Annotated in this window: 18 protein-coding genes and 1 pseudogene; 10 read left to right on the top strand and 9 right to left on the bottom strand. The window is 62.1% G+C overall.

What is annotated here, in order from left to right; all coding sequences use genetic code 11:
- The first annotated feature begins 170 nt into the window (after window positions 1–170).
- The gene (hspQ, locus tag X744_RS163555; RefSeq protein ID WP_023757801.1) at window positions 171–494 is read left to right on the top strand and encodes a heat shock protein HspQ; all 324 of its coding nucleotides are present in this window, start codon (window positions 171–173) and stop codon (window positions 492–494) included.
- Window positions 495–558: 64 nt separating this feature from the next.
- On the opposite strand, the gene X744_RS163560 is transcribed toward hspQ, so the two are convergent.
- Complete coding sequence (locus tag X744_RS163560) at window positions 559–1,188, bottom strand: invasion associated locus B family protein (protein ID WP_023757800.1); 630 nt, start codon at window positions 1,186–1,188, stop codon at window positions 559–561.
- Between the two features lie 232 nt (window positions 1,189–1,420).
- Here X744_RS163560 and X744_RS163565 point away from each other — a divergent pair, with 232 nt between their 5' ends.
- Complete coding sequence (locus X744_RS163565) at window positions 1,421–3,241, top strand: extracellular solute-binding protein (RefSeq protein WP_023757799.1); 1,821 nt, start codon at window positions 1,421–1,423, stop codon at window positions 3,239–3,241.
- A gap of 16 nt (window positions 3,242–3,257) precedes the next feature.
- Complete coding sequence (locus X744_RS163570) at window positions 3,258–3,938, top strand: DsbA family protein (protein WP_023757798.1); 681 nt, start codon at window positions 3,258–3,260, stop codon at window positions 3,936–3,938.
- A gap of 36 nt (window positions 3,939–3,974) precedes the next feature.
- On the opposite strand, the gene X744_RS163575 is transcribed toward X744_RS163570, so the two are convergent.
- On the bottom strand, window positions 3,975–4,421 hold the full coding sequence (locus X744_RS163575; RefSeq protein WP_023757797.1) for a hypothetical protein: 447 nt from the start codon (window positions 4,419–4,421) through the stop codon (window positions 3,975–3,977).
- Between the two features lie 600 nt (window positions 4,422–5,021).
- On the opposite strand from X744_RS163575, the gene X744_RS163580 reads away from it, so the two are divergent.
- Window positions 5,022–6,914 (top strand): ABC transporter ATP-binding protein/permease, encoded by a 1,893-nt coding sequence (locus X744_RS163580; RefSeq protein ID WP_023757796.1) that lies wholly within the window; start codon window positions 5,022–5,024, stop codon window positions 6,912–6,914.
- Window positions 6,915–7,184: 270 nt separating this feature from the next.
- Window positions 7,185–8,541: pseudogene (gene mgtE, locus X744_RS01000000169310) on the top strand (magnesium transporter).
- A 63-nt stretch (window positions 8,542–8,604) separates the two neighbouring features.
- On the opposite strand, the gene gor reads toward mgtE, so the two are convergent.
- The 3 genes from gor to rpiA all read right to left on the bottom strand — a co-directional run bounded on the left by gor (window position 8,605) and on the right by rpiA (window position 11,430).
- On the bottom strand, window positions 8,605–9,996 hold the full coding sequence (gene gor / locus X744_RS163585) for a glutathione-disulfide reductase (RefSeq protein WP_023757795.1): 1,392 nt from the start codon (window positions 9,994–9,996) through the stop codon (window positions 8,605–8,607).
- A gap of 116 nt (window positions 9,997–10,112) precedes the next feature.
- Complete coding sequence (locus X744_RS163590; RefSeq protein ID WP_023757794.1) at window positions 10,113–10,712, bottom strand: DUF2059 domain-containing protein; 600 nt, start codon at window positions 10,710–10,712, stop codon at window positions 10,113–10,115.
- On the bottom strand, window positions 10,699–11,430 hold the full coding sequence (gene rpiA / locus X744_RS163595; RefSeq protein WP_023757793.1) for a ribose-5-phosphate isomerase RpiA: 732 nt from the start codon (window positions 11,428–11,430) through the stop codon (window positions 10,699–10,701). Before rpiA ends, X744_RS163590 begins: the two co-directional genes overlap by 14 nt.
- A 398-nt stretch (window positions 11,431–11,828) precedes the next feature.
- On the opposite strand from rpiA, the gene X744_RS163600 reads away from it, so the two are divergent.
- Window positions 11,829–12,518 carry a phosphoglycolate phosphatase gene (locus tag X744_RS163600; RefSeq protein ID WP_023757792.1) on the top strand — a complete coding sequence of 230 codons (690 nt, stop codon included), beginning with the start codon at window positions 11,829–11,831 and terminating at the stop codon, window positions 12,516–12,518.
- 190 nt (window positions 12,519–12,708) lie between these two features.
- Here the strand turns inward: X744_RS163600 and X744_RS1000000175915 are convergent, their stop codons facing one another.
- Window positions 12,709–13,284 carry an ISAs1 family transposase gene (locus X744_RS1000000175915; protein ID WP_050589479.1) on the bottom strand — a complete coding sequence of 192 codons (576 nt, stop codon included), beginning with the start codon at window positions 13,282–13,284 and terminating at the stop codon, window positions 12,709–12,711.
- Between X744_RS1000000175915 and X744_RS1000000175910 the strand changes: the two genes are divergently transcribed.
- Window positions 13,283–14,053, top strand: a complete 771-nt coding sequence (locus X744_RS1000000175910; protein ID WP_032907005.1) for a hypothetical protein — start codon at window positions 13,283–13,285, stop codon at window positions 14,051–14,053. The genes X744_RS1000000175915 and X744_RS1000000175910 overlap by 2 nt on opposite strands.
- An 89-nt stretch (window positions 14,054–14,142) precedes the next feature.
- Here X744_RS1000000175910 and cbiB read toward each other — a convergent pair whose 3' ends face one another.
- Complete coding sequence (gene cbiB / locus X744_RS163605) at window positions 14,143–15,111, bottom strand: adenosylcobinamide-phosphate synthase CbiB (RefSeq protein ID WP_023757791.1); 969 nt, start codon at window positions 15,109–15,111, stop codon at window positions 14,143–14,145.
- On the opposite strand from cbiB, the gene cobD reads away from it, so the two are divergent.
- Both cobD and X744_RS163615 read left to right on the top strand, forming a co-directional pair.
- Window positions 15,110–16,156, top strand: a complete 1,047-nt coding sequence (gene cobD / locus X744_RS163610; protein ID WP_023757790.1) for a threonine-phosphate decarboxylase CobD — start codon at window positions 15,110–15,112, stop codon at window positions 16,154–16,156. The genes cbiB and cobD overlap by 2 nt on opposite strands.
- Complete coding sequence (locus X744_RS163615; RefSeq protein ID WP_023757789.1) at window positions 16,153–16,662, top strand: tyrosine phosphatase family protein; 510 nt, start codon at window positions 16,153–16,155, stop codon at window positions 16,660–16,662. The genes cobD and X744_RS163615 overlap by 4 nt, the downstream gene beginning before the upstream one ends.
- Here X744_RS163615 and X744_RS163620 read toward each other — a convergent pair whose 3' ends face one another.
- Window positions 16,663–17,466, bottom strand: coding sequence for a creatininase family protein (locus tag X744_RS163620; RefSeq protein ID WP_023757788.1), 804 nt, complete (start codon window positions 17,464–17,466; stop codon window positions 16,663–16,665).
- A 161-nt stretch (window positions 17,467–17,627) separates the two neighbouring features.
- The gene (locus tag X744_RS163625; protein WP_023757787.1) at window positions 17,628–18,011 is read right to left on the bottom strand and encodes a RidA family protein; all 384 of its coding nucleotides are present in this window, start codon (window positions 18,009–18,011) and stop codon (window positions 17,628–17,630) included.
- Window positions 18,012–18,277: 266 nt separating this feature from the next.
- On the opposite strand from X744_RS163625, the gene X744_RS163630 reads away from it, so the two are divergent.
- A complete protein-coding gene (locus X744_RS163630; protein ID WP_023757786.1) occupies window positions 18,278–19,282 on the top strand; it encodes an ABC transporter substrate-binding protein in 1,005 nt (334 codons plus the stop codon).
- The last annotated feature ends 10 nt before the right edge of the window (window positions 19,283–19,292 follow it).

Genomic DNA, 19,292 nt, shown 5'->3' with positions numbered 1-19,292 from the left:
ATCTTCCCGTTTCCGACAAGCTGCGTCATCGACGATCATCGACATCGGCCGCATGCGGCAAAACCTTTGCGCCTCGTCTTGCGTAGCTTCGGAGCGCGCTGAAGCGCTTCGGGATTGAATTGAGGCCCAGTCTGCGCCAAATAAAGCCAAGGAATTCAGTGGTGAGTACGATGAAAACAGCCAAATTCGCAATCGGACAGGTGGTTCGCCACCGGCTGTTTCCATTCAGGGGCATCATTTTCGACGTCGATCCGCAATTCGCCAACACCGACGAATGGTACGAAGCCATTCCTGCCGACGTGCGGCCGCGCAAGGATCAGCCTTTCTACCATTTGCTCGCCGAGAATTCGGAGACTGAGTACGTCGCCTATGTCTCCGAACAGAATCTGCTCGAGGATCAGTCGGGGGAACCCGTCCGGCATCCACAGATCAAGGAGATGTTCGACAAGAAGCCGGATGGGGGCTACCAGCCGAAACGGCAGTCCAGGCATTAAGCGACGGTCATAAAAAAAGCGGGGCATGACCCCGCTTCTTTGTTTGGCCTGCGATATCGACCGGTCAGTTGGCGGTCTTCGCCTTGTCCTGCTCTTCCTTGAGCTTCTTGGCGAAATCCTGGTTGTTCTTGGCGACAAAATCCTGGAGCTTCTTCTGCCGGTCCTCGATATCCGACTGCTGCAGCGCCGGGCCGTCATAGGCGCCACTGAAGCCCTGCAGGGCGACCTTGATCGGGTTGGGCTGGTTCTGGAAATTGACGGAGGTCAGCGTAATCGCCTGGCCTTTCTTGAACGCGGCGACGAGCTGATCGGTCAGCGGCACTTCCGCCACGCAACGATCAGGAAAGCAGATTACATAGTCGAGCTTCTGCGCCTTGCCGGTATCGATCTGCAGGCCGATGCCGGGAGGCACCAGACGACCGGTCGGGACCGTGACCTGGAACACCTTGCGGTTCACCTTGCCCTTCAGTTCGATCAGGCTGACGCCGGTGACCAACTGGCCGTTGCCGGCGGTGGTGATGTTCTGGACATTGCAGATGTCGACGTCTTCCTGCTTGGTGCAGGCCTTGAACCAGCCTTGCGGAATCTGCTGTTGCTGCTGTGCGGAAGCAGCGGAAAGTCCTGCGCAGAGAAAGCCGACCACGCCAGCGGCCATGACCGACAGGCGGTACGCGTTGCTGTTCAGGCTCGTCATGTCGTGCACTTCCTCTCAAATGATCCCGGAACCGGCTTCTTCGTGCCGTGTGGTCCAGCTACCTGTTGCCGAAATGAGGCAACAGAATGACTTCGGAGGGCGTGTTACACTGCAAGCGGTGTCGAATCCAGCCCGATGTCAGCAATTGTTGAAAGCACGATTGGCCGGCGCGCAGCTGCGTCATGCTAGGGTACGCACCGAATCATCAAGCCGACCCATTAAGGAGACGGTCATGGGCCGCGTTCTTGTTTGGCTGATCACCGCGATATCGTTTCTCGCACTTTCGCACCAGCCGGCCGCATCCGAGCCGAAGCACGCCATCGCCATGCAGGGCGAGCCGGCGCTGCCGCCCGACTACACGCATTTCAACTATGTCAATCCCGATGCGCCCAAAGGTGGCAACATCACCTATTGCGTCGTCGGCAGCTTCGACAATCTCAATCCTTTCATCCTCAAGAGCCTGCGCACGACGGCGCGCGGCATGATGGATACGATCTATGGCAATCTGGTCTTCGAGCCGCTGATGCAGCGCAACTACGACGAGCCGTTTAGCCTTTACGGCCTGCTGGCCGAGACCGCCGACATGGATCCCGAGCGCAAGAGCATCGAGTTCCACCTCAACCCGAAGGCCAAATGGTCCGATGGTGAGCCAGTGACGCCGGAAGATGTGCTGTTCAGCTATGACGTCTTTACGGAGAAAGGCCGCCCGCCTTACAGCGACCGCATGGCCAGGGTCGCCAAGCTCGAAAAGACCGGCGACCACAGCGTACGTTTCACCTTCAATGACAAGGCCGATCGCGAATTCCCGCTGATCATCGCGCTGACGCCGATTGTCCCGAAGCACGCATTCGACAAGGAAACCTTCGACAAGACGACGCTGAAGCCGGTGATCGGCAGTGGTCCCTATACGATCGCGCAGGTGCAGCCCGGCCAGCGCATCGTCTTCAAGCGCAACCCGGATTACTGGGCCAAGGATGTCCCTGCCAAGCGCGGTTTCGACAATTACGACCAGATCACCATAGAGTATTTCCTCAACGCCAACGCCAAGCTCGAAGCGTTCAAGAAAGGGCTTTGCGCCATCGACGACGACGGCGATCCGGTAAAGCGCGAGCGCGATCTCGATTTTCCCGCGTTCCACAAAGGCGACGTGGTTGCCGAAACCTTCGACACCGGCATTCCGCCCGTGGTGACCGGTTTCCTGTTCAACACGAGGCTGCAGAAATTCGCCAACCCGGTCGTGCGGCGCGCGCTCGGCATGCTCTACGACTTCGAATGGGCCAACAAGAACCTGTTCGGCGGCAAATACACGCGCACGATGAGTTACTGGCAGAATTCCGAGCTCTCCGCGCTCGGCCATCCGGCCGACGACAGGGAGAAGTCGCTTCTGGCGCCCTATCCCGGCCGCGTGCCGGCCGATGTGATGGACGGCTCTTACCGGCCGCCGGTGACTGACGGATCCGGCCAGGATCGCCGCGTGTTGAAGGCAGCTTTCGACCTGCTGAAAGGCGCCGGCTACCACGTGCAGAATGGAACGATGCTCGATCCTGACGACAAACCTTTCGGCTTCGAGATCCTGACCGCCTCGCAGGATGAGGAGCGCCTCGCCGGCATCTACCAACGCACGCTGGAGAAGATCGGCGTCAATGTCACCATTCGCGGCCTCGACGGCGATCAGATCCAGTCGCGCAAGCAGCGCTTCGATTTCGAGGTTCTGGTCGGTTCGAGCGGCTTCAACAATTCGCTGTCGCCCGGCATCGAACAGACCGGGCGTTGGAGTTCGGCCGCGGCCAGGACGGAAGGCTCGTTCAATCTTGCCGGCGTCGCCGATCCGGCGGTGGACGCGACAATCGAAGCGATGCTGCGCGCGCGCACGAAGGAGGATTATGTTGCCGCGGTTCGTGTTCTCGACCGGCTGCTGATATCCGGCAACTACATGGTACCGATGCAGCACAACACGCAGCAATGGATTGCCTACTGGAACTATCTGGAACATCCGCGAAAGACGCCCATATTTGGGTATCAACTGCCGACCTGGTGGCGCAAACCGAAGTGAAATTCAGGAGATCGAGATGAGCGAACCGAACGCCGTCACCGTCGATGTGGTGTCCGACGTCGTCTGCCCATGGTGCTTTATCGGTCAGAAGCGGCTGGACAAGGCAATTGCCGCTGTCGGCGATATCGACGTGCATATCCGGTGGCGCCCCTTCCAACTCGATCCGTCCATTCCGCCGCAGGGCAAGAATCGCCACGAATACATGCTGGCCAAGTTCGGCAGCGACACGCGTATCCGCGAGATTCATGACCGCATCGAGCCGCTGGGCGAGGCTGAGGGCATTTCCTTTGCCTTCGACGCCATCAAGGTGGCGGCCAACACGCTCGATGCGCACCGCCTGATCCGCTGGGCCGGTGCTGCCGGCGAAGCCGTGCAGAACAGGCTTGTGCGCCGGCTGTTCCAACTGAATTTCGAGGAAGGCGCCAACATCGGCGACCATGGCGTGTTGACCGAAGCCGCGCGCGAAGCCGGCATGGATGCGTCCGTGGTCGCCACGCTTTTGCCGACGGACGCCGATGTCGAGGCGGTTCGCACCGAGATCGCCACCGCGTCGCGCATGGGCATAACAGGCGTGCCGTGTTTTCTGCTCGAAGACAGGTACGCGGTCATGGGCGCGCAGGATGCCGATACCCTGGCTGATGCCATTCGTCAGGTGGCGGCTGCCAAGGCGCGTGGCGAATTGGAGAAGGTCGGCTGAGGCCGGCCATCCCTCGCCTTCCCGACAAGGCAAGCGTTACTTCACCGTCGCCTTGGCCTTGCTTATAAAAAATCCATGTCCGTTCGTGGCCGTGCAGGTCAGTCCCTTGGTTGACGACTGGCACGAGAACGGCCCCGCACTCCAGCTGTGGCCGTAGCCAAGCTTGTCGACGTCGCTGCAGCAACCCTGCTCGCCCGGGTTCTTGATCAGCGTGGCCGGCCCCTTGGGTCCGAGGATGATGGTGATATAGCTCGGTTCGATGCGCGAGCAGCTCAGCTCCGGGCCGCCGTCCCGCGGCTCATAGGTGCCGGTGCCGCCCTTCGGTGTGTAGATGCAGCCGATGTTGGCGGACGGCGTGTTGAACTCGATCTGGCCTTCGGCGCTTGACGGGATGCCCTGCGAGGCGGCATGCGCCGGAGGTACCCAGGCAAAGAGAGGCAGCCCGGCGAAGAGGGACAGGATTGCGGCCGCGCGTGCAAGCATTGGAAACTTCCTTGTTGGAGAACCGGACATGCATGGGTGTCGACAACGCCAGGCAAGGTTCAATTCCGAACGATGAATTGTCAAACGCAGTTCCCCCTCCTCCTCGACAGGAGGGGACGCACCGCTCAGATGATTCCGGTCACTTCCTCCTCAGGAAAGGATCGTGACGGCGTCCCCCGGCGAGATCACGAACGGAAAATTTTCGGGTGCTCAGGTCAACCCGCAGTGAGAAAATCGGTCGGTTCGTGTGATTTCGAGTTCACAAAACCGTGTGAGGACCTTCCCTTGGGGAAGCTGCCGTGACAGCTGGTCGCTGCAGGTCAATTCCTTGAAATCAATCACTATATCCTGATTTCTGCCGACCGTTGCCGTCGTATTTCAGCGTGCACTCTGTTGCCTCACGGCAACGGCTGCCGGGGTAATCCAGTCGGCCGGGTTTTAAATTAATGGAAAATGATCAATTGGTGTTACCATCCGTAACAAAAGAAAAAAGGTTTGGGCGGGATCGTGATTCGGGTCGGTAGACCATCGCAAGAGTCAGTACCGGAAAAAACACCTCGCGATGCCTCAGGGCGATCGCTTCTGACGCCGGTATCGTCGATGCGCAGCTTCTGGGGCCTGATGCGGGCCTACTGGGTCTCCGACCGCTGGAAGGAAGCCTGGACACTGACGCTGGTGATTGCGCTGCTCACGGCGCTGTCCAGCAAGGCCGGTGTCTGGTTCGCCGAGGCCTCCGGCGAACTGGTCAACTCGATCGCCTTCTTCCATGACGCCGCCAACACCACGCCGCTTCGCTCGCTGCTGGTCAATGCCGGCATCCTCGTGCTGCTGGTCTTGCTCAAGGACGCCGGCTTTACCGGCATCCGCAATCTTGTCTCGGCGACATTGCACCGCAAATGGCGCGGCTGGCTCGACAGTCGCTTCAATGAAGCGTTGCTGGATGGCAATCATACCCATTTCCATGCTCAGCATGCGGCGACCGGCAGCGGCGCACCGGCCCCCGACAACATCGACCAACGCGTCCAGGAATCCATCAAGGACATGACCGGCGGCGCCATCGGCCTCGCCATGGGCGTGCTTGGCGTCGCCACTTCGCTCTATTTCGTCGGCCAGAAGCTGCTCGAAAACTCCGTCGAGGTGAAAGGCCTGGAGTTCCTCGGCAACTATGGCAGCGCCATCCTCGCCTTCCTGGGCGTCGCCACCTACGTGCCGCTGAACACATGGATCGCGGTCAAGCTCGGCAGCCTGCTCGAGCGCCTCAACGTCAGGATGCAGCAGGCGGAAGGCAGCTATCGCGGCGAGCTGACGACGTTCCTGCGCCGCAGCTTCCATGTCGCGGCGTCTCAGGGCGAAGGCGTACAGAGGACTATGCATGGCCGGCTCTATGTCGATATCGACGGCACCTGGACGCGGCTGAACATCGTCAACACGGTCTACATGTCGTTCGAACTGATCTACAATTTCATCGGCGCCCGCATTGTCGCCTACGGACCTGGCCTGGTGCCGTTCATCCACAACGGCCTCGACCTCAAGGGCTACATAACCGGTTCCGAGCTGGTCAATTCGCTGATCGGCCAGTGTTCTTGGTTCATCCATGTCATGCCCGCCATCGCCACGCTGCGCGCCAACAGCCAGCGTGTCACCGAATTGGCCAACGCGATCGAGAATGTCCAGCATCCGCAGGAATTCTACAGCCAGACCGGCCGCTCCGACTTCCAGTATGCCAGCCAGAACGCGGTTTTCGGCCTGACCATCCAGAAATTGGAGCTGGCGCATCAGGGCGAGGATGCCACGCCGTTCCTTAGCGCCGCCAATCTGCGCTTCCGGCGCGGCGAATGGACCTTCCTGAAAGGCGAATCCGGTTGCGGCAAGACCTCGCTGATCAAGGCGATCAATGGCCTGTGGCCCTATGGCCGCGGCACCATCGTCTTCCCGGAAGGCGTCAAGAGTTTCTTTGCCGCCCAGGAGGTCAAGCTGCAGCCGGTGTCGCTGAAACAGCTGGCCTGCCTGCCCGGCTCCGACCACGACCATAGCGACGCGCAGGTCGCGTCGGCGCTGCACAAGGCCGGGCTTGGCGATTTCATCGAGCACATGGCCGACGAAAACCGCGAAGGCAAAAGCTGGGATCAGGTCCTGTCGGGCGGCCAGAAACAGAAGCTGGTGGTGGCCCGCATCGTGCTGCAGCAGCCGGGGCTGCTGTTCCTCGACGAGGCGACCGGAGCGCTCGACCCCGATGGCAAGGTTGCCTTCCACCAGGCCATCAAGGACAACTGCCCCGATGTCACGGTGATCAGCGTCATGCACGAGGCGGTGGCGCCGCGATCGATCACCGGCAGCGAATTCTATCACAGCATCGTCGCCATCGCCGACGGTGTCGCCACCAAGAAGCCGCTGGTTCCGACCTTGCCCGTCGAGCTCACAACCATTCTCGCACAGCCAAGGCCGGTCGAGGACAAGTGGCTACGCTTCTCGCGCCGGCTGAAGCAGAAATAGCGCCCCAGCGGTTTGAGTTGGCCGCAATGCGGCTGCCGACGATCACAGTCGCGCGATCTCGGCCGCTCGCCGGTATTATCCTTCCTCACCGCGATTGACACGGCAAGTTGCGCTCCTATGTTGCGCCCGCTTGCAGACAGTCAAACGCGAACCCGCAAGCAGAAAGGTCACCGCGCCATGCCTGGCGACAGTCACAGTCGAACGCAACCGCCGTCCGCCTGGACGTGACCTCCAATGGTTCATGTCCTGCCGGACGGCAAGGAGTGAGCCATGAACGAATTTACCACGGTGGCGAGCGACGAAGCCGTCGCCATCGCCCGCATCCTCGCCAATGATCACGTCGCCGACATCGTCGAGGCCCTGAACAGGGAGCCGCGGGAAACCGCGACGGAACTGCTTTGTGAAGTGACATTCGAGCGGCTTGTCGAGATCTTCGATCAGCCTGAACTCGACGGCGCGTCCGAACTCATGGAGGCGCTGCCGCGCGCCAAGGCGGGCAGACTTCTTACCGCCATGTCGGTTGACCGCGCCGCCGATATCCTGCGCGAGCTCGACGAGCCGGCCCGTTCCGAGCTGCTCGGCGGGCTTGCGCCGCCTCTGCGTGCCACGCTGCTTGCCATTCTCGGCTATCCTGAAGGCAGCGCCGCATCAATCATGACGACGGAGTTAGTCAGCGTGCCCGCGGACTGGACCGTCGGGCGCACGCTCGACTACATCCGCAAGGTCGAGCGGACGCGCGAGACCGTCTACGCGATCTATATCGTCGATCCGCAAACGCATCTCCTGGTGCGGTCGACCGGCCTGCGCCGGCTGATCACCGGACGATTCGATCATGACCGTGGCGCCGGATCGTGCGCCGGTGACGGTCACCCCGCTCACCGATCGCGAAACCCTGGCGCAGACGATCTCCAAATACGATTTGCTGGCCGTCCCGGTCGTCGACCACGGCAAAATCCTTGGCATCGTCACCATCGACGACATCATCGACACGATGATCGAGGAGACGACCGAGGACGCGCACCGCTTCGGCGGCATGGAAGCGCTCGACGAGCCGTACATGAAGATGAGCTTCCTCGCCATGATCAGGAAGCGCGGCGGCTGGCTGTGCGCGCTGTTCATCAGCGAGATGCTGACCGCCAACGCCATGCAGAGCTATGAGGGCGAGCTGGAGAAGGCGATCGTGCTGACGCTGTTCATCCCGCTGATCATGAGCTCGGGCGGCAATTCCGGCTCGCAGGCGACATCGCTCGTCATCCGGGCGCTGGCATTGCGCGAGATCGGTCTTGGCGACTGGTGGCGGGTGGCGCTGCGCGAGCTGCCCACCGGTCTCGTGCTCGGCGCCATGCTCGGCGTGGTCGGCATCTGCCGCATCGCGCTCTGGCAATATATGGGCTTCTACGATTACGGCCCGCATTGGCCGCTGATCGCGACCACAGTCGGCACGGCCCTGGTCGGCATCGTCACCTTCGGCTCGCTATCGGGATCGATGCTGCCATTCGCCTTGAAACGCATCGGCTTCGATCCGGCCAGCGCATCGGCACCGTTCGTCGCCACGCTGGTCGATGTCACCGGGCTGGTGATCTATTTCTCGGTGGCGCTAGTGATCCTGCGCGGGACATTGCTGTAGCGGCTTCCTGAACTCCGCCGTGACCGTGCCGCGGCGGAGTTCCTCAAGCCCGGGTTTTGCCCGTCAATCCACCCGCTCGCCGCCCTTCACGCGATAGGTCGGCTTGTACATGGTGACCAGTTCTTCCGCGGCTGTCGGATGCACCGCCATCGTGCGGTCGAAATCGTCCTTGGTCAGGCCGGCCTTCAGCGGAATGGCCAGAAGCTGCGCCATCTCGCCGGCGTCCGGCCCCAATATGTGGGCGCCAAGCACTTTCTTCGACGCGCCATCGACCACCAGCTTCATCAGCATCTTCTCGTCACGACCGGACAGCGTGTGCCGCATCGGCCGGAATGTCGCGCGGTAGATTTCGATCTCAGGGAACCGTTTGACCGCATCGTCCTCCGACAGGCCGACGGTGCCGATCTCGGGCTGCGAAAACACGGCCGTGGCGATCGTGTCGTGGTCGGGCGCGGTCGGATTTCCTTTGAAGGCAGTTTCGATGAAGCACATCGCCTCATGGATCGCCACCGGCGTCAGCTGCACGCGGTTGGTGACGTCGCCGATCGCCCAGATGTTGTCGAAATTGGTGCGCGAGTATTGGTCGACGGCGATCGCACCGGTCTTGGTCATCTCCAGGCCGATGCCTTCCAGCCCCATATTCTCGGTGTTGGGAATGCGGCCGATGGCCAGCATCACCTGGTCGACCGTCAGCACCTCGCCGCTGCTGAGAAGTGCGTCGAGCCGGCCGTCCGGCCGCTTGCGCACCCATTCGGACACGGAATGGCAGAGGATCCGTATTCCCTTCTTTTCCATCGTCTCGTGCAGCATGCGCCGCAGGTCCATGTCGAATCGGCTGAGGATCTCCTTGCCGCGATAGACAAGCGTGGTGTCGACGCCGAGACCGTGGAAGATGTTGGCGAACTCGACTGCGATGTAGCCGCCGCCTTCGATCATGATTGCCTTGGGCAGTTCCTTGAAGTCGAAGGCCTCGTTGGAAAAGATGCAATGTTCGTGGCCCGGCAAGGCCGGATGCGCCGCCGGGCGGCCACCAGTCGCGATCAGGATCTGATCGGCGGTGACGGTACGGTCTTCGCCGAGAAGATGCACGACATGCGGGTCGACGATCGTGGCCCGCGAATGGAAGGTCTCGCCGCCGGGGCCCTCGACATTACGCTTGTAGATCGCCTCCAGCCGGCTGATCTCGCGATCCTTGTTGGCGACCAGCGTCTGCCAGTCGAAACTGGCTTGCGGAACCGTCCAGCCATAGCCGGCGGCGTCAGCAAAATGCTCGGGAAATTGCGAGGCATAGACATAGAGTTTTTTCGGCACGCAGCCCCTGATGACACAGGTGCCGCCGAAACGGTATTCCTCGGCAATACCGACCCGCTTGCCGAGTGCCGCCGCCACGCGAGCCGCGCGCACTCCGCCGGAGCCGCCGCCGATGACGAAAAGATCGTAGTCGTAACCGGCCATGACGGCTCCTCGAGCTTCGGAAATTTGAGAGACAGGTAGGCTGCAAAACGCCAAAAGAAAAGCCCGGACAAGCCGGGCTTTGCTGATGGCCGCAAGGCCGTTTGAAATGCGGGGGGTCAGTTGTTGTCCGCGGGCGCCGCACCATCGGCGGGTGCGGCATCATCCGCAGGCGCGGCTCCGTCCGCGGGCGCGGCAGGCGCGGCAGGCGCCTTTGCCTTGGCGGCCGCGGCCAATGTTTCGCCGACCTGCTGGGCGAGGTCGCGGCCGACACCGTTCTGCCAGATGTCGGCTGCCTTAACCAGGTCGCGGGTCACCGTCGGGCCGCTATCGAGGAGCTTCTTGCCCGAATCGGAATTGTAGAAGTTGGCGATGTCGGTCAGTTCCTTTTCGGAGAACACTTTTGCGTAGGCGAGTGCTGCTTCCTTCTCGAGGTCGGCGCGGCGCGAAGCAAGCGCCAGAGCCTTCTCGCTGATCGTCTTGCCGATCAGTTCCTGCATGTCCGGGTTCTTCTGGATGAGCTGCGATTCAAGCGCGGCGGCTGCCTGCGGCAAGATGTTGTCGAACGGGTCGGTCGCGTGGATCGCGGCTACCGCGGCACGGGCGGCCTTCAGGTGCGATTCCGTCACATCCTGCGAAAACGCCGGCGACGAGAAGGCGAAAACGGCTGAGGCCGCCAGAAGGATGGAAAGGCTGCGAACCCGGTTATGCAACATCATGATCGGTAGAACTCCCTGGTTTTCGGGCGGCATGGACAGTTTCGATACCGTCGCCGCCGGCGATGATGGCCACTGACGCCAGCCCGATGAAAAGACCGTGCTCGACCACGCCCGGAATGGCGTGGAGAGCATTCGAAAGCGCTCTTGTATCCGGAATGCGGCCAAAAGATGCATCGAGGATAAAATGGCCGCCGTCTGTAACAAAAGCCTGCTCCCCCGTCATCCTCAATGTGACCGGACCGGAAAGACCGAGCTTTTCAGCCGCGGCGCCGATCGCGATTTCGGTTGCGCGAAGGCCGAACGGATTGACTTCGATCGGCAGGGGAAAACGGCCGAGTGTGGCGACCATCTTCGAGCGGTCGGCGATGACGATCATGCGCTGCGATGCCGCGGCGACGATCTTCTCGCGCAGCAGCGCGCCGCCGCCGCCCTTGATCAAGGTCAGTTCCGGGTCGACCTCGTCGGCGCCGTCGACGGTGAGATCGAGTTCGGGCGTTTCCTCCAGTGTCGACAGCGGCACGCCAAGCTCGCGGCAAAGCACGGCGGTGCGCTCCGAAGTCGGCACGCCGATGACAGTCATGCCGCCGGCGACCTTGTCGGCGAGCAGCCGCACGAACTCTTCGGCCGTGGTTCCGGTGCCGATGCCGAGCCGCATGCCGTCGCTCACATGGGCGAGTGCTGCCCGTGCGGCTTCGACCTTCAATTGCCTTGCATCCATGCCGCTTGCTGCCCCGAAACCCTGACGTTTGGGGCTCGTAGCATCTTTGCCGGTCCGGTCAAAGCCCCGGCCGCTGCGTGCCCCGGAGATGTGCAGCATCGCATCGATGTTGTGCATGCGCGGTCACCGGGCGACGCAGGGGCGACGGATATTAGGAATTATTTCCTTAAACGCGTTGACCGGTGACGGCAGCTGTGCTACATATTTGTCTATGGTGCTGATTTGCGCCAACAACCCGCCGCCATGGCGGGTTTTCCATTTCTGGCGGCTCGCCGCGAAATGCCCCGCCCGATATCTCCCTGACCAGGCTGGCCCCGTGCGCTTGCCCAGTGAGCTTGCCTTGACGCGCCGCAGCCGCTATCGCCTGCCCATTGCATAAACTTGGCCCAGGACAGACCATGACCCGCCCGATCATCGTGTTCGACCTTGACGGTACGCTGATCGATACGGCGCCGGACCTGCTCGACAGCCTGAACCACAGCCTTGNCCTTGCCGCCAGCCAGATCTCGGCGGTCGACGAGGCCGGCTTCAGACGCTTTGTCGGCCACGGCGGCCGCGTGATGATCGAACGGGCGCACGCCGCCCAGCGGCGATCGCTTGATGTCGAGGAGCACGACCGGCTGCTCAAGCTTTTCCTCGATCACTACACCCTCAACATCCCCGGCAAATCACGCCCCTACCCCGGCGTCGTCGAAGCCATCGCGCGCTTCGAGGAAGCCGGCTATATCCTGGCCATCTGCACCAACAAATACGAAGCCAACTCACTTGCACTGATCGAGGCGCTCGGCATGACCAGGCATTTCGCGGCCATCGCCGGACAGGATACGTTCGCCTTCCGCAAGCCCGACCCGCGCCACCTCACCGAGACCATCAAGCTGGCCGGCGGCGATCCCCACCGCGCACTGATGGTCGGCGATTCGCAGACCGACATCGACACCGCAAAAGCGGCCGGCATTCCGGTGGTTGCGGTCGATTTCGGCTACACCGACCGCCACGTGCGCGAATTCGAACCGTCGGCTGTGATCTCGCATTTCGACGCCCTGACACTCGATCTGGCGCAAAAGCTGATCGCCGCTGCCGGTCAGTGAGGGGGAAGCCGCCAAGGCAATCGCAAAGGGGCAAAGGCGTGCGCCCTACGAATACCCCCACCCCTAACCCCTCCCCACAAGGGGGAGGGAAATTCTCGCAGGCGCGGATACCGGCAAACTACCGAAAGTCGACGCCGAGTATGATGAACAAAAGGCGCGCGGCAGCATTCCCTCCCCCTTGTGGGCAGGGCTATCGCATATGAGTAAAGAGCTGGAAGAGGAAGTCTCTGTTCCATCTGGCTCTTCGCATCTTGCTGGCGATGGGTTTGTCGAGAGGATGGGCTTGCANGAAGAGGAAGTCTCTGTTCCATCTGGCTCTTCGCATCTTGCTGGCGATGGGTTTGTCGAGAGGATGGGCTTGCAAGATGTTTTGGGCGAGGCGTCTGATGATGGCCAGGTTTTGCGGCCCGTTATCCTTGCGGGTTCGGGCATCGTCCTCATGGAAGACNACATCGAGGCTCCAGTGCAACTGGTTCTCGATGGTCCAATGTGCTCTGACGGTCTCGGCCAGTCTTTTGGGCATGAGCACTTTGGAAAGCGCGACATAGCGGACCGAGGTGGTGGGTTTGCCGCCCGCCACGCTGCGCGAGGCCTCGATGCGGCCGATCGCCTTGAGGCCGGGAAAGGCCGGCGGATCCAGCAGCCGTTTGAGCGGCAGGACCGAGGCTCTTCGTGTTTCGGTGCGACCATGCGCGCTTTCGCTGGTCTCGAAGAAGGCGATCTCGGCAGCTGCGGCGAAGCTTCGCTCCGCCGCAGCGAACNCCATGCGCGCTTTCGCTGGTCTCGAAGAAGGCGATCTCGGCAGCTGCGGCGAAGCTTCGCTCCGCCGCAGCGAACAGCTTGGGACGATTGCCTTTCAGCCCCAGCGCATAATGCGCCTTCTTGCCGATCAGCGCCTTGGCGGTGTCGGGACGGCAGTGCAGCGCATCCGCCGTCACCGTGCAGCCCTTCAAATCCAAGCTCTTCAGAAGATCCAGCGTGGCTGTGACCTCGTCGCCCTCGGGCGCGCGGGCAGCGGCAATCGACAGCCTCGTCTCGGCGTCCCACACGCTCACCATCAAAGGCGGCATAAAGACCCGACCCTTAGTGTAGCCGCGCCGCAGCGATTTGCCGTCGACCGCCACCACGCCGCGCGGCGAAGGCCCGAGCGTTTGTCGCAGCGCTGCCATGAAAGCGGCAAAGCTGCGCGAAAGCTCATCGGCATCAAGAAGTCGAAACACCCGGCTGAACGTGTCGTGGCTCGGGCAACCATGCTCCAGCGCCACGATCTCTCTCAGCTCGTCTTCCCGACCCTCAACAAAATCGGCAATGTCAACACAGCTCTTGGCCCCACACAGGGTCGCAAGCAGAGCCAAGAACAGAAGCTCCGCCAGATCATGACGCGCGTTGATGTCACGCGGATCCCGAATTTCACGCAAAATCGAAAGCAGAAACGGCATTGGGTCTCCTCTTCAAAGAGAAGGCCCCTAAAGAATCAACCTTTCCACTCAACGCAAGACTTACTCTTACTCATATGCGATTCCCCTGCCCCTTGAGGGGNAAAGAATCAACCTTTCCACTCAACGCAAGACTTACTCTTACTCATATGCGATTCCCCTGCCCACAAGGGGGAGGGTGAAATAGGTCACGCCACAATGACGATGATCGAAATCAGCCCGAACAGCGCAATCAGCAGATAGTCGGCGACGCGATAGAGTTTCAGCGCCTGCCTTATATCGGTGCTGTCGGCTTCGCGGCGGCCGCCTCCGCCCATGAAGACGTCGTCGACCAGGACGCCGCCGTAGCTGCGCGGCCCGGCGAGTGCCAGGCCGAGCGCGCCAGCCATCGCCGCTTCCGGCCAGCCGGCATTCGGCGAGCGGTGCTTCTTCGCGTCGCGCCACACCGCGTGCCAGGCATTGCGCGGGTCGGCGTCCCTGACCAGGAAAGCCGCCAGCACGATCAGCAGCGCCGTCAGCCGTGACGCCGGCAAATTGATCCAATCGTCGAAGCGTGCCGCCGCCCAGCCGAACGCCTCATGGCGCGGGGTACGGTGACCGATCATCGAATCGGCGGTATTGGCGGCCTTGTAGGCGGCGCCGCCGGCGAGGCCGCCGATTCCGGTCCAGAAGGCGGGAGCGACGATGCCATCGGAAAAATTCTCGGCCAGGCTCTCGATCGCCGCGCGGCTGATACCGGCCCTGTCCAGCGTCTCGGGATCGCGGCCAACGATGCGCGAGACGGCCACGCGGCCCAGAGCGAGGCCGCCAGTGTCGAGCGCGTCCGCCACCGCCTCGACATGTTCGTAAAGGCTTTTCTGCGACAGGAGCGAGGTTGCCAGAAGGGCCGTGATGATGAGTCCCATGGGAACGAACCAGAGCAGGATCTGCATGCCGAGGCCGATCAGCGCCGGCACGAGCACGATGACCAGCAGCGCCTGGACACCGCGCTTGCGACGCAGTGCGTCGGGATCAGCAGCGTGGTTGAGCCTGCGGTCGAGAAAGGATATCAGCCTGCCGAACCATGTCACGGGATGGCCGATGGCGCGAAACAGCCAGTCGGGATAGCCGAGGGCGAATTCGACGGCCAATGACAGGAAAGCGATCAGAACTGACATGAAGCTTCTTGAAGGAGCGGTGGACCATGGTGGAAGTCTTGGCCGGGCGAGGGCGCTGTTCCCTCACGCTTCGCGGCCTTTCGTCGACCTCTCGACCGGTATCAATCCGCACTCCTACCCGCTTTTCGACCTGCCCGCCACCTCGCTGTCGCGATTGCCGGAGGCCGCGCGCACGCGTGACCTGTTAGAGATCGCGGCCAGCACCTACGGCGCGCCGTCGCCAGCCAACCTCGCGGCGGCACCGGGCACGCAGATCCTATTGCCGCGCGTTGCATCGCTGATCGCGCCCGGCAAGGCTTTGGTGCTGGGGCCGACCTATGCCGAACATGCCCGCGCTGCGGCGATCGCCGGACACCGAGTGTTGGAGGTCAACGATTTCGAAGCGCTGGCAGACGCCGACCTTGCCATTGTCGTCAATCCGAACAATCCGGATGGACGCATCGTCGAGCGGGACCGTTTGCTGGCGCTGGCCGCCCGACTGCGCGCCAAGGGCGGGCTGCTGGTCGTCGACGAGGCGTTCATGGATGTCGGCCCGCGTGAACATAGCCTTGCCGGCGATGTCGAGAGTGGCGGCATCGTCGTCCTGCGCTCGTTCGGCAAGTTCTTCGGTCTTGCCGGGCTGCGGCTCGGGTTCGCACTGTGCGATGTAGCGACGGTCGAACGGCTGGAAACGCAATTCGGGCCATGGGCTGTCGCCGGCCCGGCGCTTGAATACGGCATCCGCGCGCTTGCCGACATTGACTGGCAGGACGCGATGCGGGCATCCCTTGCGGAAGCATCGGCGCGGCTCGATACGCTGTTCGGCCGCTTCGGCATTCTCGTCGCGGGCGGCACGACCTTGTTTCGCTATCTCCGCCTGGCCGATGCCGATGGCCTGTTTGCAGCCCTTGGCGAGCGCGGCATCCTGCTTCGGCATTTTGCCGACCGGCCACATGTCCTGCGCGCCGGCCTGCCGGGGAGCGAGGAGGAATGGCAGCGGCTTGAATCCGCTCTTGCCGAATGGACGGCGCGGCGCGAGGATCGATCAAAGGGTTCGAAGCAATGATCTATGTCTGCTCGTTGGCAAAGATCGAGGAAACGGTGGCAAGGACCGGTGCCGAGCGCATGCTGTCGCTGCTTGCCGCTGGAACGGAGGTGGTACGTCCCGCCTCGATAGCGAGTGAAAACCATCTGCACCTGGTCATGCATGACATTGCGGTGGCGCAGGACGGCATGACCATGCCGGGCGAGGATCATGTCCGCAACCTGCTCGATTTCGCGCGCCGCTGGGACCGGGCAAGGCCGATGGTCGTGCATTGCTATGCCGGCATCAGCCGCTCGACCGCCTCGGCCTATATCATCGCTGCAGCACTGGCGCCGAAACGCGACGAGGCCGAACTGGCTCAAACGCTGCGAGCGCTGTCACCATCGGCGACACCCAATCCGCGACTGATTGCGGTGGCCGACACGCTGCTCGATCGCAACGGCCGCATGGTCGAGGCGATCGAAGCGATCGGGCGCGGTGCCGACGCTTTCGAAGGCACGCCTTTCGCGCTCAAGATTGACGGCTAGCTATTTCAGCCAGTCGACGAGTTTCGCCTTGCGCACATCCCGCAGCAGGCTGATGAAACCATCGGCCTGATATTCTGCCGTCAGCCGGCCTTTTTCCGATGTGGCGATGCTGGCGTCGCCGACCACGCCATTCGGGTTGAGATCGCTAGCGATCCAGGCAAAGGCGTGGGTGCCGGTGTGGCGCAGCAGCGAGAATTCCTTTTCGGCCTTGGCGACGTTGGAAACGAAATTGTCGGCCTTGCCCATGTCGACAAGGTCCGGCCGGAAATGCAGCATCAGCGAGGTCTCGACATCGCCGCCATGGATGCCGTGACGGTCCTCGAGCTCGGTGTACATGCCGGCCGGGCGGCCAAAACGCTGCCAGCTGGTCTTCACCGCCAGCATTTTTTCGCGCACGCGCAATTCGCGCGTGACGATGCCCATGATCTCCTCGTTGCCACCGTGCGAATTGACGACGACCAGTTTTCGCACGCCGGCGCGCGCGATCGACAGGCCTAGCTCGGTCCAAGCTTCGATCAGCGTGGTTGCCGGCAAGGTGAGGGTGCCCGGCGCGTGCAGATGCTCGTTCGACTTGCCCACTGCCTGGACCGGCAGGATTCGGATGTCGAGATCATCAGGCAGGCGCGAGATGACCGTGTCCAGCATGCCATTCATGATCGAGGTGTCGGTCGAAACAGGCAGGTGCGGTCCATGCTGCTCGATCGCAGCCACCGGCAGCACGGCGACCGTCGCCTCCGGATCGATCGAGGCGTATTCGGTGGTCCGGTAGTCGCCCCACCATACGCGTTTCTTGCCAGTAGTCATGTCGCGCCTCTTCAATGATCAGGTCAGACCTAGCGCGGTGCGGCCGGCCTGTCGATCACCCGGCCGCGATGGCCTCGACCTCNACGCGCTTCTTCGCAACCGTCATGTCATGCCTCTTCGATCAACCAGCCAGACCTAGCGCGGGAAGGACGGCCTGTCGATCACCCAGCCGCGATCGCCTCGACCTCGACCTTGAATTCGGGCCGCGCAAATCCGGAGACGATCATCAGCGTCGATGCCGGAGCGGGGCTGGAGAACAGGCGGTCGCGGACATCCATGTAAGGCCGCAGATGCGCGCGGTCGGTAACATAGGCGTTGATGCGCACGATATCCCCGAGGGCCAGCCCGGCCTCGCCGAGCACCGCGGCGATGTTGCGGAAACAGAGCTCGGCTTGTGCCCCCGCGTCTTCCGGGATCTCGTCGTCCGCCGTAATGGCAACCTGGCCCGAGCACAGTACCAGCCGCTTGCCGGCCGGCACTTCGACGCCATGGCTGTAGCGGGCAAAGGGCGGCTTGATCGACTTCGGGGTGAGGAATTTGAACATGGCAATCTCCTGGATGCCGCCAGCCTAAGGCCTGACCCGTCACGCATTCAAGATGGCGGTGCATGTTGCTGGTGCGATTGTGGACAGGCGTTCAAAAAATAGGCACGATGCCTCTCGTGCAGCACGACCTTGTCCGGCTTTCGCAGATGGCTGTGGTGCAAGCGGGCGGTCCCGGCGCAAGGCGCTGGTGGCATATGTCTTGCTTCTTGATTCTTTGGTGTCGAGCTTGGCGCGTGGCGCGCCGGAGCAAACAGAGGGTGGTGTCGATGTACGGAAAACAGAAGATTTCGGCGGCGGTGGTGGCGCTGCTTGCAGCCGGCACGCTGAGTGCCGCTGCGAATGAGAAAGTCACCTTCGGCACCAACTGGTTGGCCGAGCCGGAACATGGCGGATATTATCAATCCGTGGCCGATGGCACCTACGCTGCCTGCGGCCTCGATGTCACCATCATGCAGGGCGGCCCGCAGGTCAGCGGTCGGCCGATGCTGCTTGCCGGCAAGATCGATTTCTACATGGGCGGCAATCTCCTGTCGGCTTTCGATGCCGTCCAGCAAGGCATTCCGATGCGCGTGGTGGCGGCGGACTTCCAGAAGGATCCGCAGGTCATCATGTCCCACCCCGGCGAAGGGCTCGACAAGTGGGAAGACCTGAAGAACGCCGACCAATACATATTGGGCGACGAGGGCGTGCAGACCTTCTTCCAATGGATGGTCATCGAACTCGGTTTCGACGCCTCCAAGCGCGCGCCCTACACCTACAACACCGCTCCTTTCCTCGCCGACAAGAAGTCGATCCAGCAGGGCTACGTCACCTCCGAGCCGTTCGCGGTAAAGAAGGAAGGCGGCTTCGTGCCGAACCAGTTCCTGCTGGCCGACTATGGCTGGGACACCTACGCGACGACGATCGAGGTGATGCAGGACACGATCGACAAGAAGCCGGAGGTGGTCCAGTGCTTCGTCGATGGCTCGGCCAAGGGCTGGTACAAATATCTCTACGGCGACAACAAGGCCGCCAACGACATGATCAAGAAAGACAACCCCGACATGAACGACGAGCAGATCGCGTTCTCGATCGATCAGATGAAGAAGTTCGGCCTGGCCGATTCCGGCGACACGGAAAAGCTCGGAATCGGCGCAATGACCGATGCGCGGGTCCAGAGCTTCTACGACAAGATGGTCAAGGCCAAGGTCACGCCAGCCGGCATCGACGTCAAGAAGGCCTACACGCTGACCTTCGTCAACAAGGGCGTCGGGCTCGAGCTGAAGAAGTAGGCCGTCCCGG

It is taken from the genome of Mesorhizobium sp. LNHC252B00, from assembly GCF_000502955.1.
Classification (GTDB): domain Bacteria; phylum Pseudomonadota; class Alphaproteobacteria; order Rhizobiales; family Rhizobiaceae; genus Mesorhizobium.
This window is presented reverse-complemented; position numbering and strand designations above follow the sequence as displayed.

What these genes read in the sequence shown, in the direction of transcription:
- X744_RS163580 (WP_023757796.1), top strand. Translation starts at nt 5,022, where the DNA reads ATGCGCAGCTTCTGGGGCCTGATGCGGGCCTACTGGGTCTCCGACCGC.
- X744_RS163560 (WP_023757800.1), bottom strand. Translation starts at nt 1,188, where the DNA reads ATGACGAGCCTGAACAGCAACGCGTACCGCCTGTCGGTCATGGCCGCT.
- cbiB (WP_023757791.1), bottom strand. Translation starts at nt 15,111, where the DNA reads ATGTCAGTTCTGATCGCTTTCCTGTCATTGGCCGTCGAATTCGCCCTC.
- X744_RS163620 (WP_023757788.1), bottom strand. Translation starts at nt 17,466, where the DNA reads ATGACTACTGGCAAGAAACGCGTATGGTGGGGCGACTACCGGACCACC.
- X744_RS163630 (WP_023757786.1), top strand. Translation starts at nt 18,278, where the DNA reads ATGTACGGAAAACAGAAGATTTCGGCGGCGGTGGTGGCGCTGCTTGCA.
- hspQ (WP_023757801.1), top strand. Translation starts at nt 171, where the DNA reads ATGAAAACAGCCAAATTCGCAATCGGACAGGTGGTTCGCCACCGGCTG.
- X744_RS163575 (WP_023757797.1), bottom strand. Translation starts at nt 4,421, where the DNA reads ATGCTTGCACGCGCGGCCGCAATCCTGTCCCTCTTCGCCGGGCTGCCT.
- rpiA (WP_023757793.1), bottom strand. Translation starts at nt 11,430, where the DNA reads ATGGATGCAAGGCAATTGAAGGTCGAAGCCGCACGGGCAGCACTCGCC.
- cobD (WP_023757790.1), top strand. Translation starts at nt 15,110, where the DNA reads ATGAAGCTTCTTGAAGGAGCGGTGGACCATGGTGGAAGTCTTGGCCGG.
- X744_RS163615 (WP_023757789.1), top strand. Translation starts at nt 16,153, where the DNA reads ATGATCTATGTCTGCTCGTTGGCAAAGATCGAGGAAACGGTGGCAAGG.
- X744_RS163570 (WP_023757798.1), top strand. Translation starts at nt 3,258, where the DNA reads ATGAGCGAACCGAACGCCGTCACCGTCGATGTGGTGTCCGACGTCGTC.
- X744_RS163565 (WP_023757799.1), top strand. Translation starts at nt 1,421, where the DNA reads ATGGGCCGCGTTCTTGTTTGGCTGATCACCGCGATATCGTTTCTCGCA.
- X744_RS1000000175910 (WP_032907005.1), top strand. Translation starts at nt 13,283, where the DNA reads ATGCGCGCTTTCGCTGGTCTCGAAGAAGGCGATCTCGGCAGCTGCGGC.
- X744_RS163625 (WP_023757787.1), bottom strand. Translation starts at nt 18,011, where the DNA reads ATGTTCAAATTCCTCACCCCGAAGTCGATCAAGCCGCCCTTTGCCCGC.
- X744_RS163590 (WP_023757794.1), bottom strand. Translation starts at nt 10,712, where the DNA reads ATGATGTTGCATAACCGGGTTCGCAGCCTTTCCATCCTTCTGGCGGCC.
- gor (WP_023757795.1), bottom strand. Translation starts at nt 9,996, where the DNA reads ATGGCCGGTTACGACTACGATCTTTTCGTCATCGGCGGCGGCTCCGGC.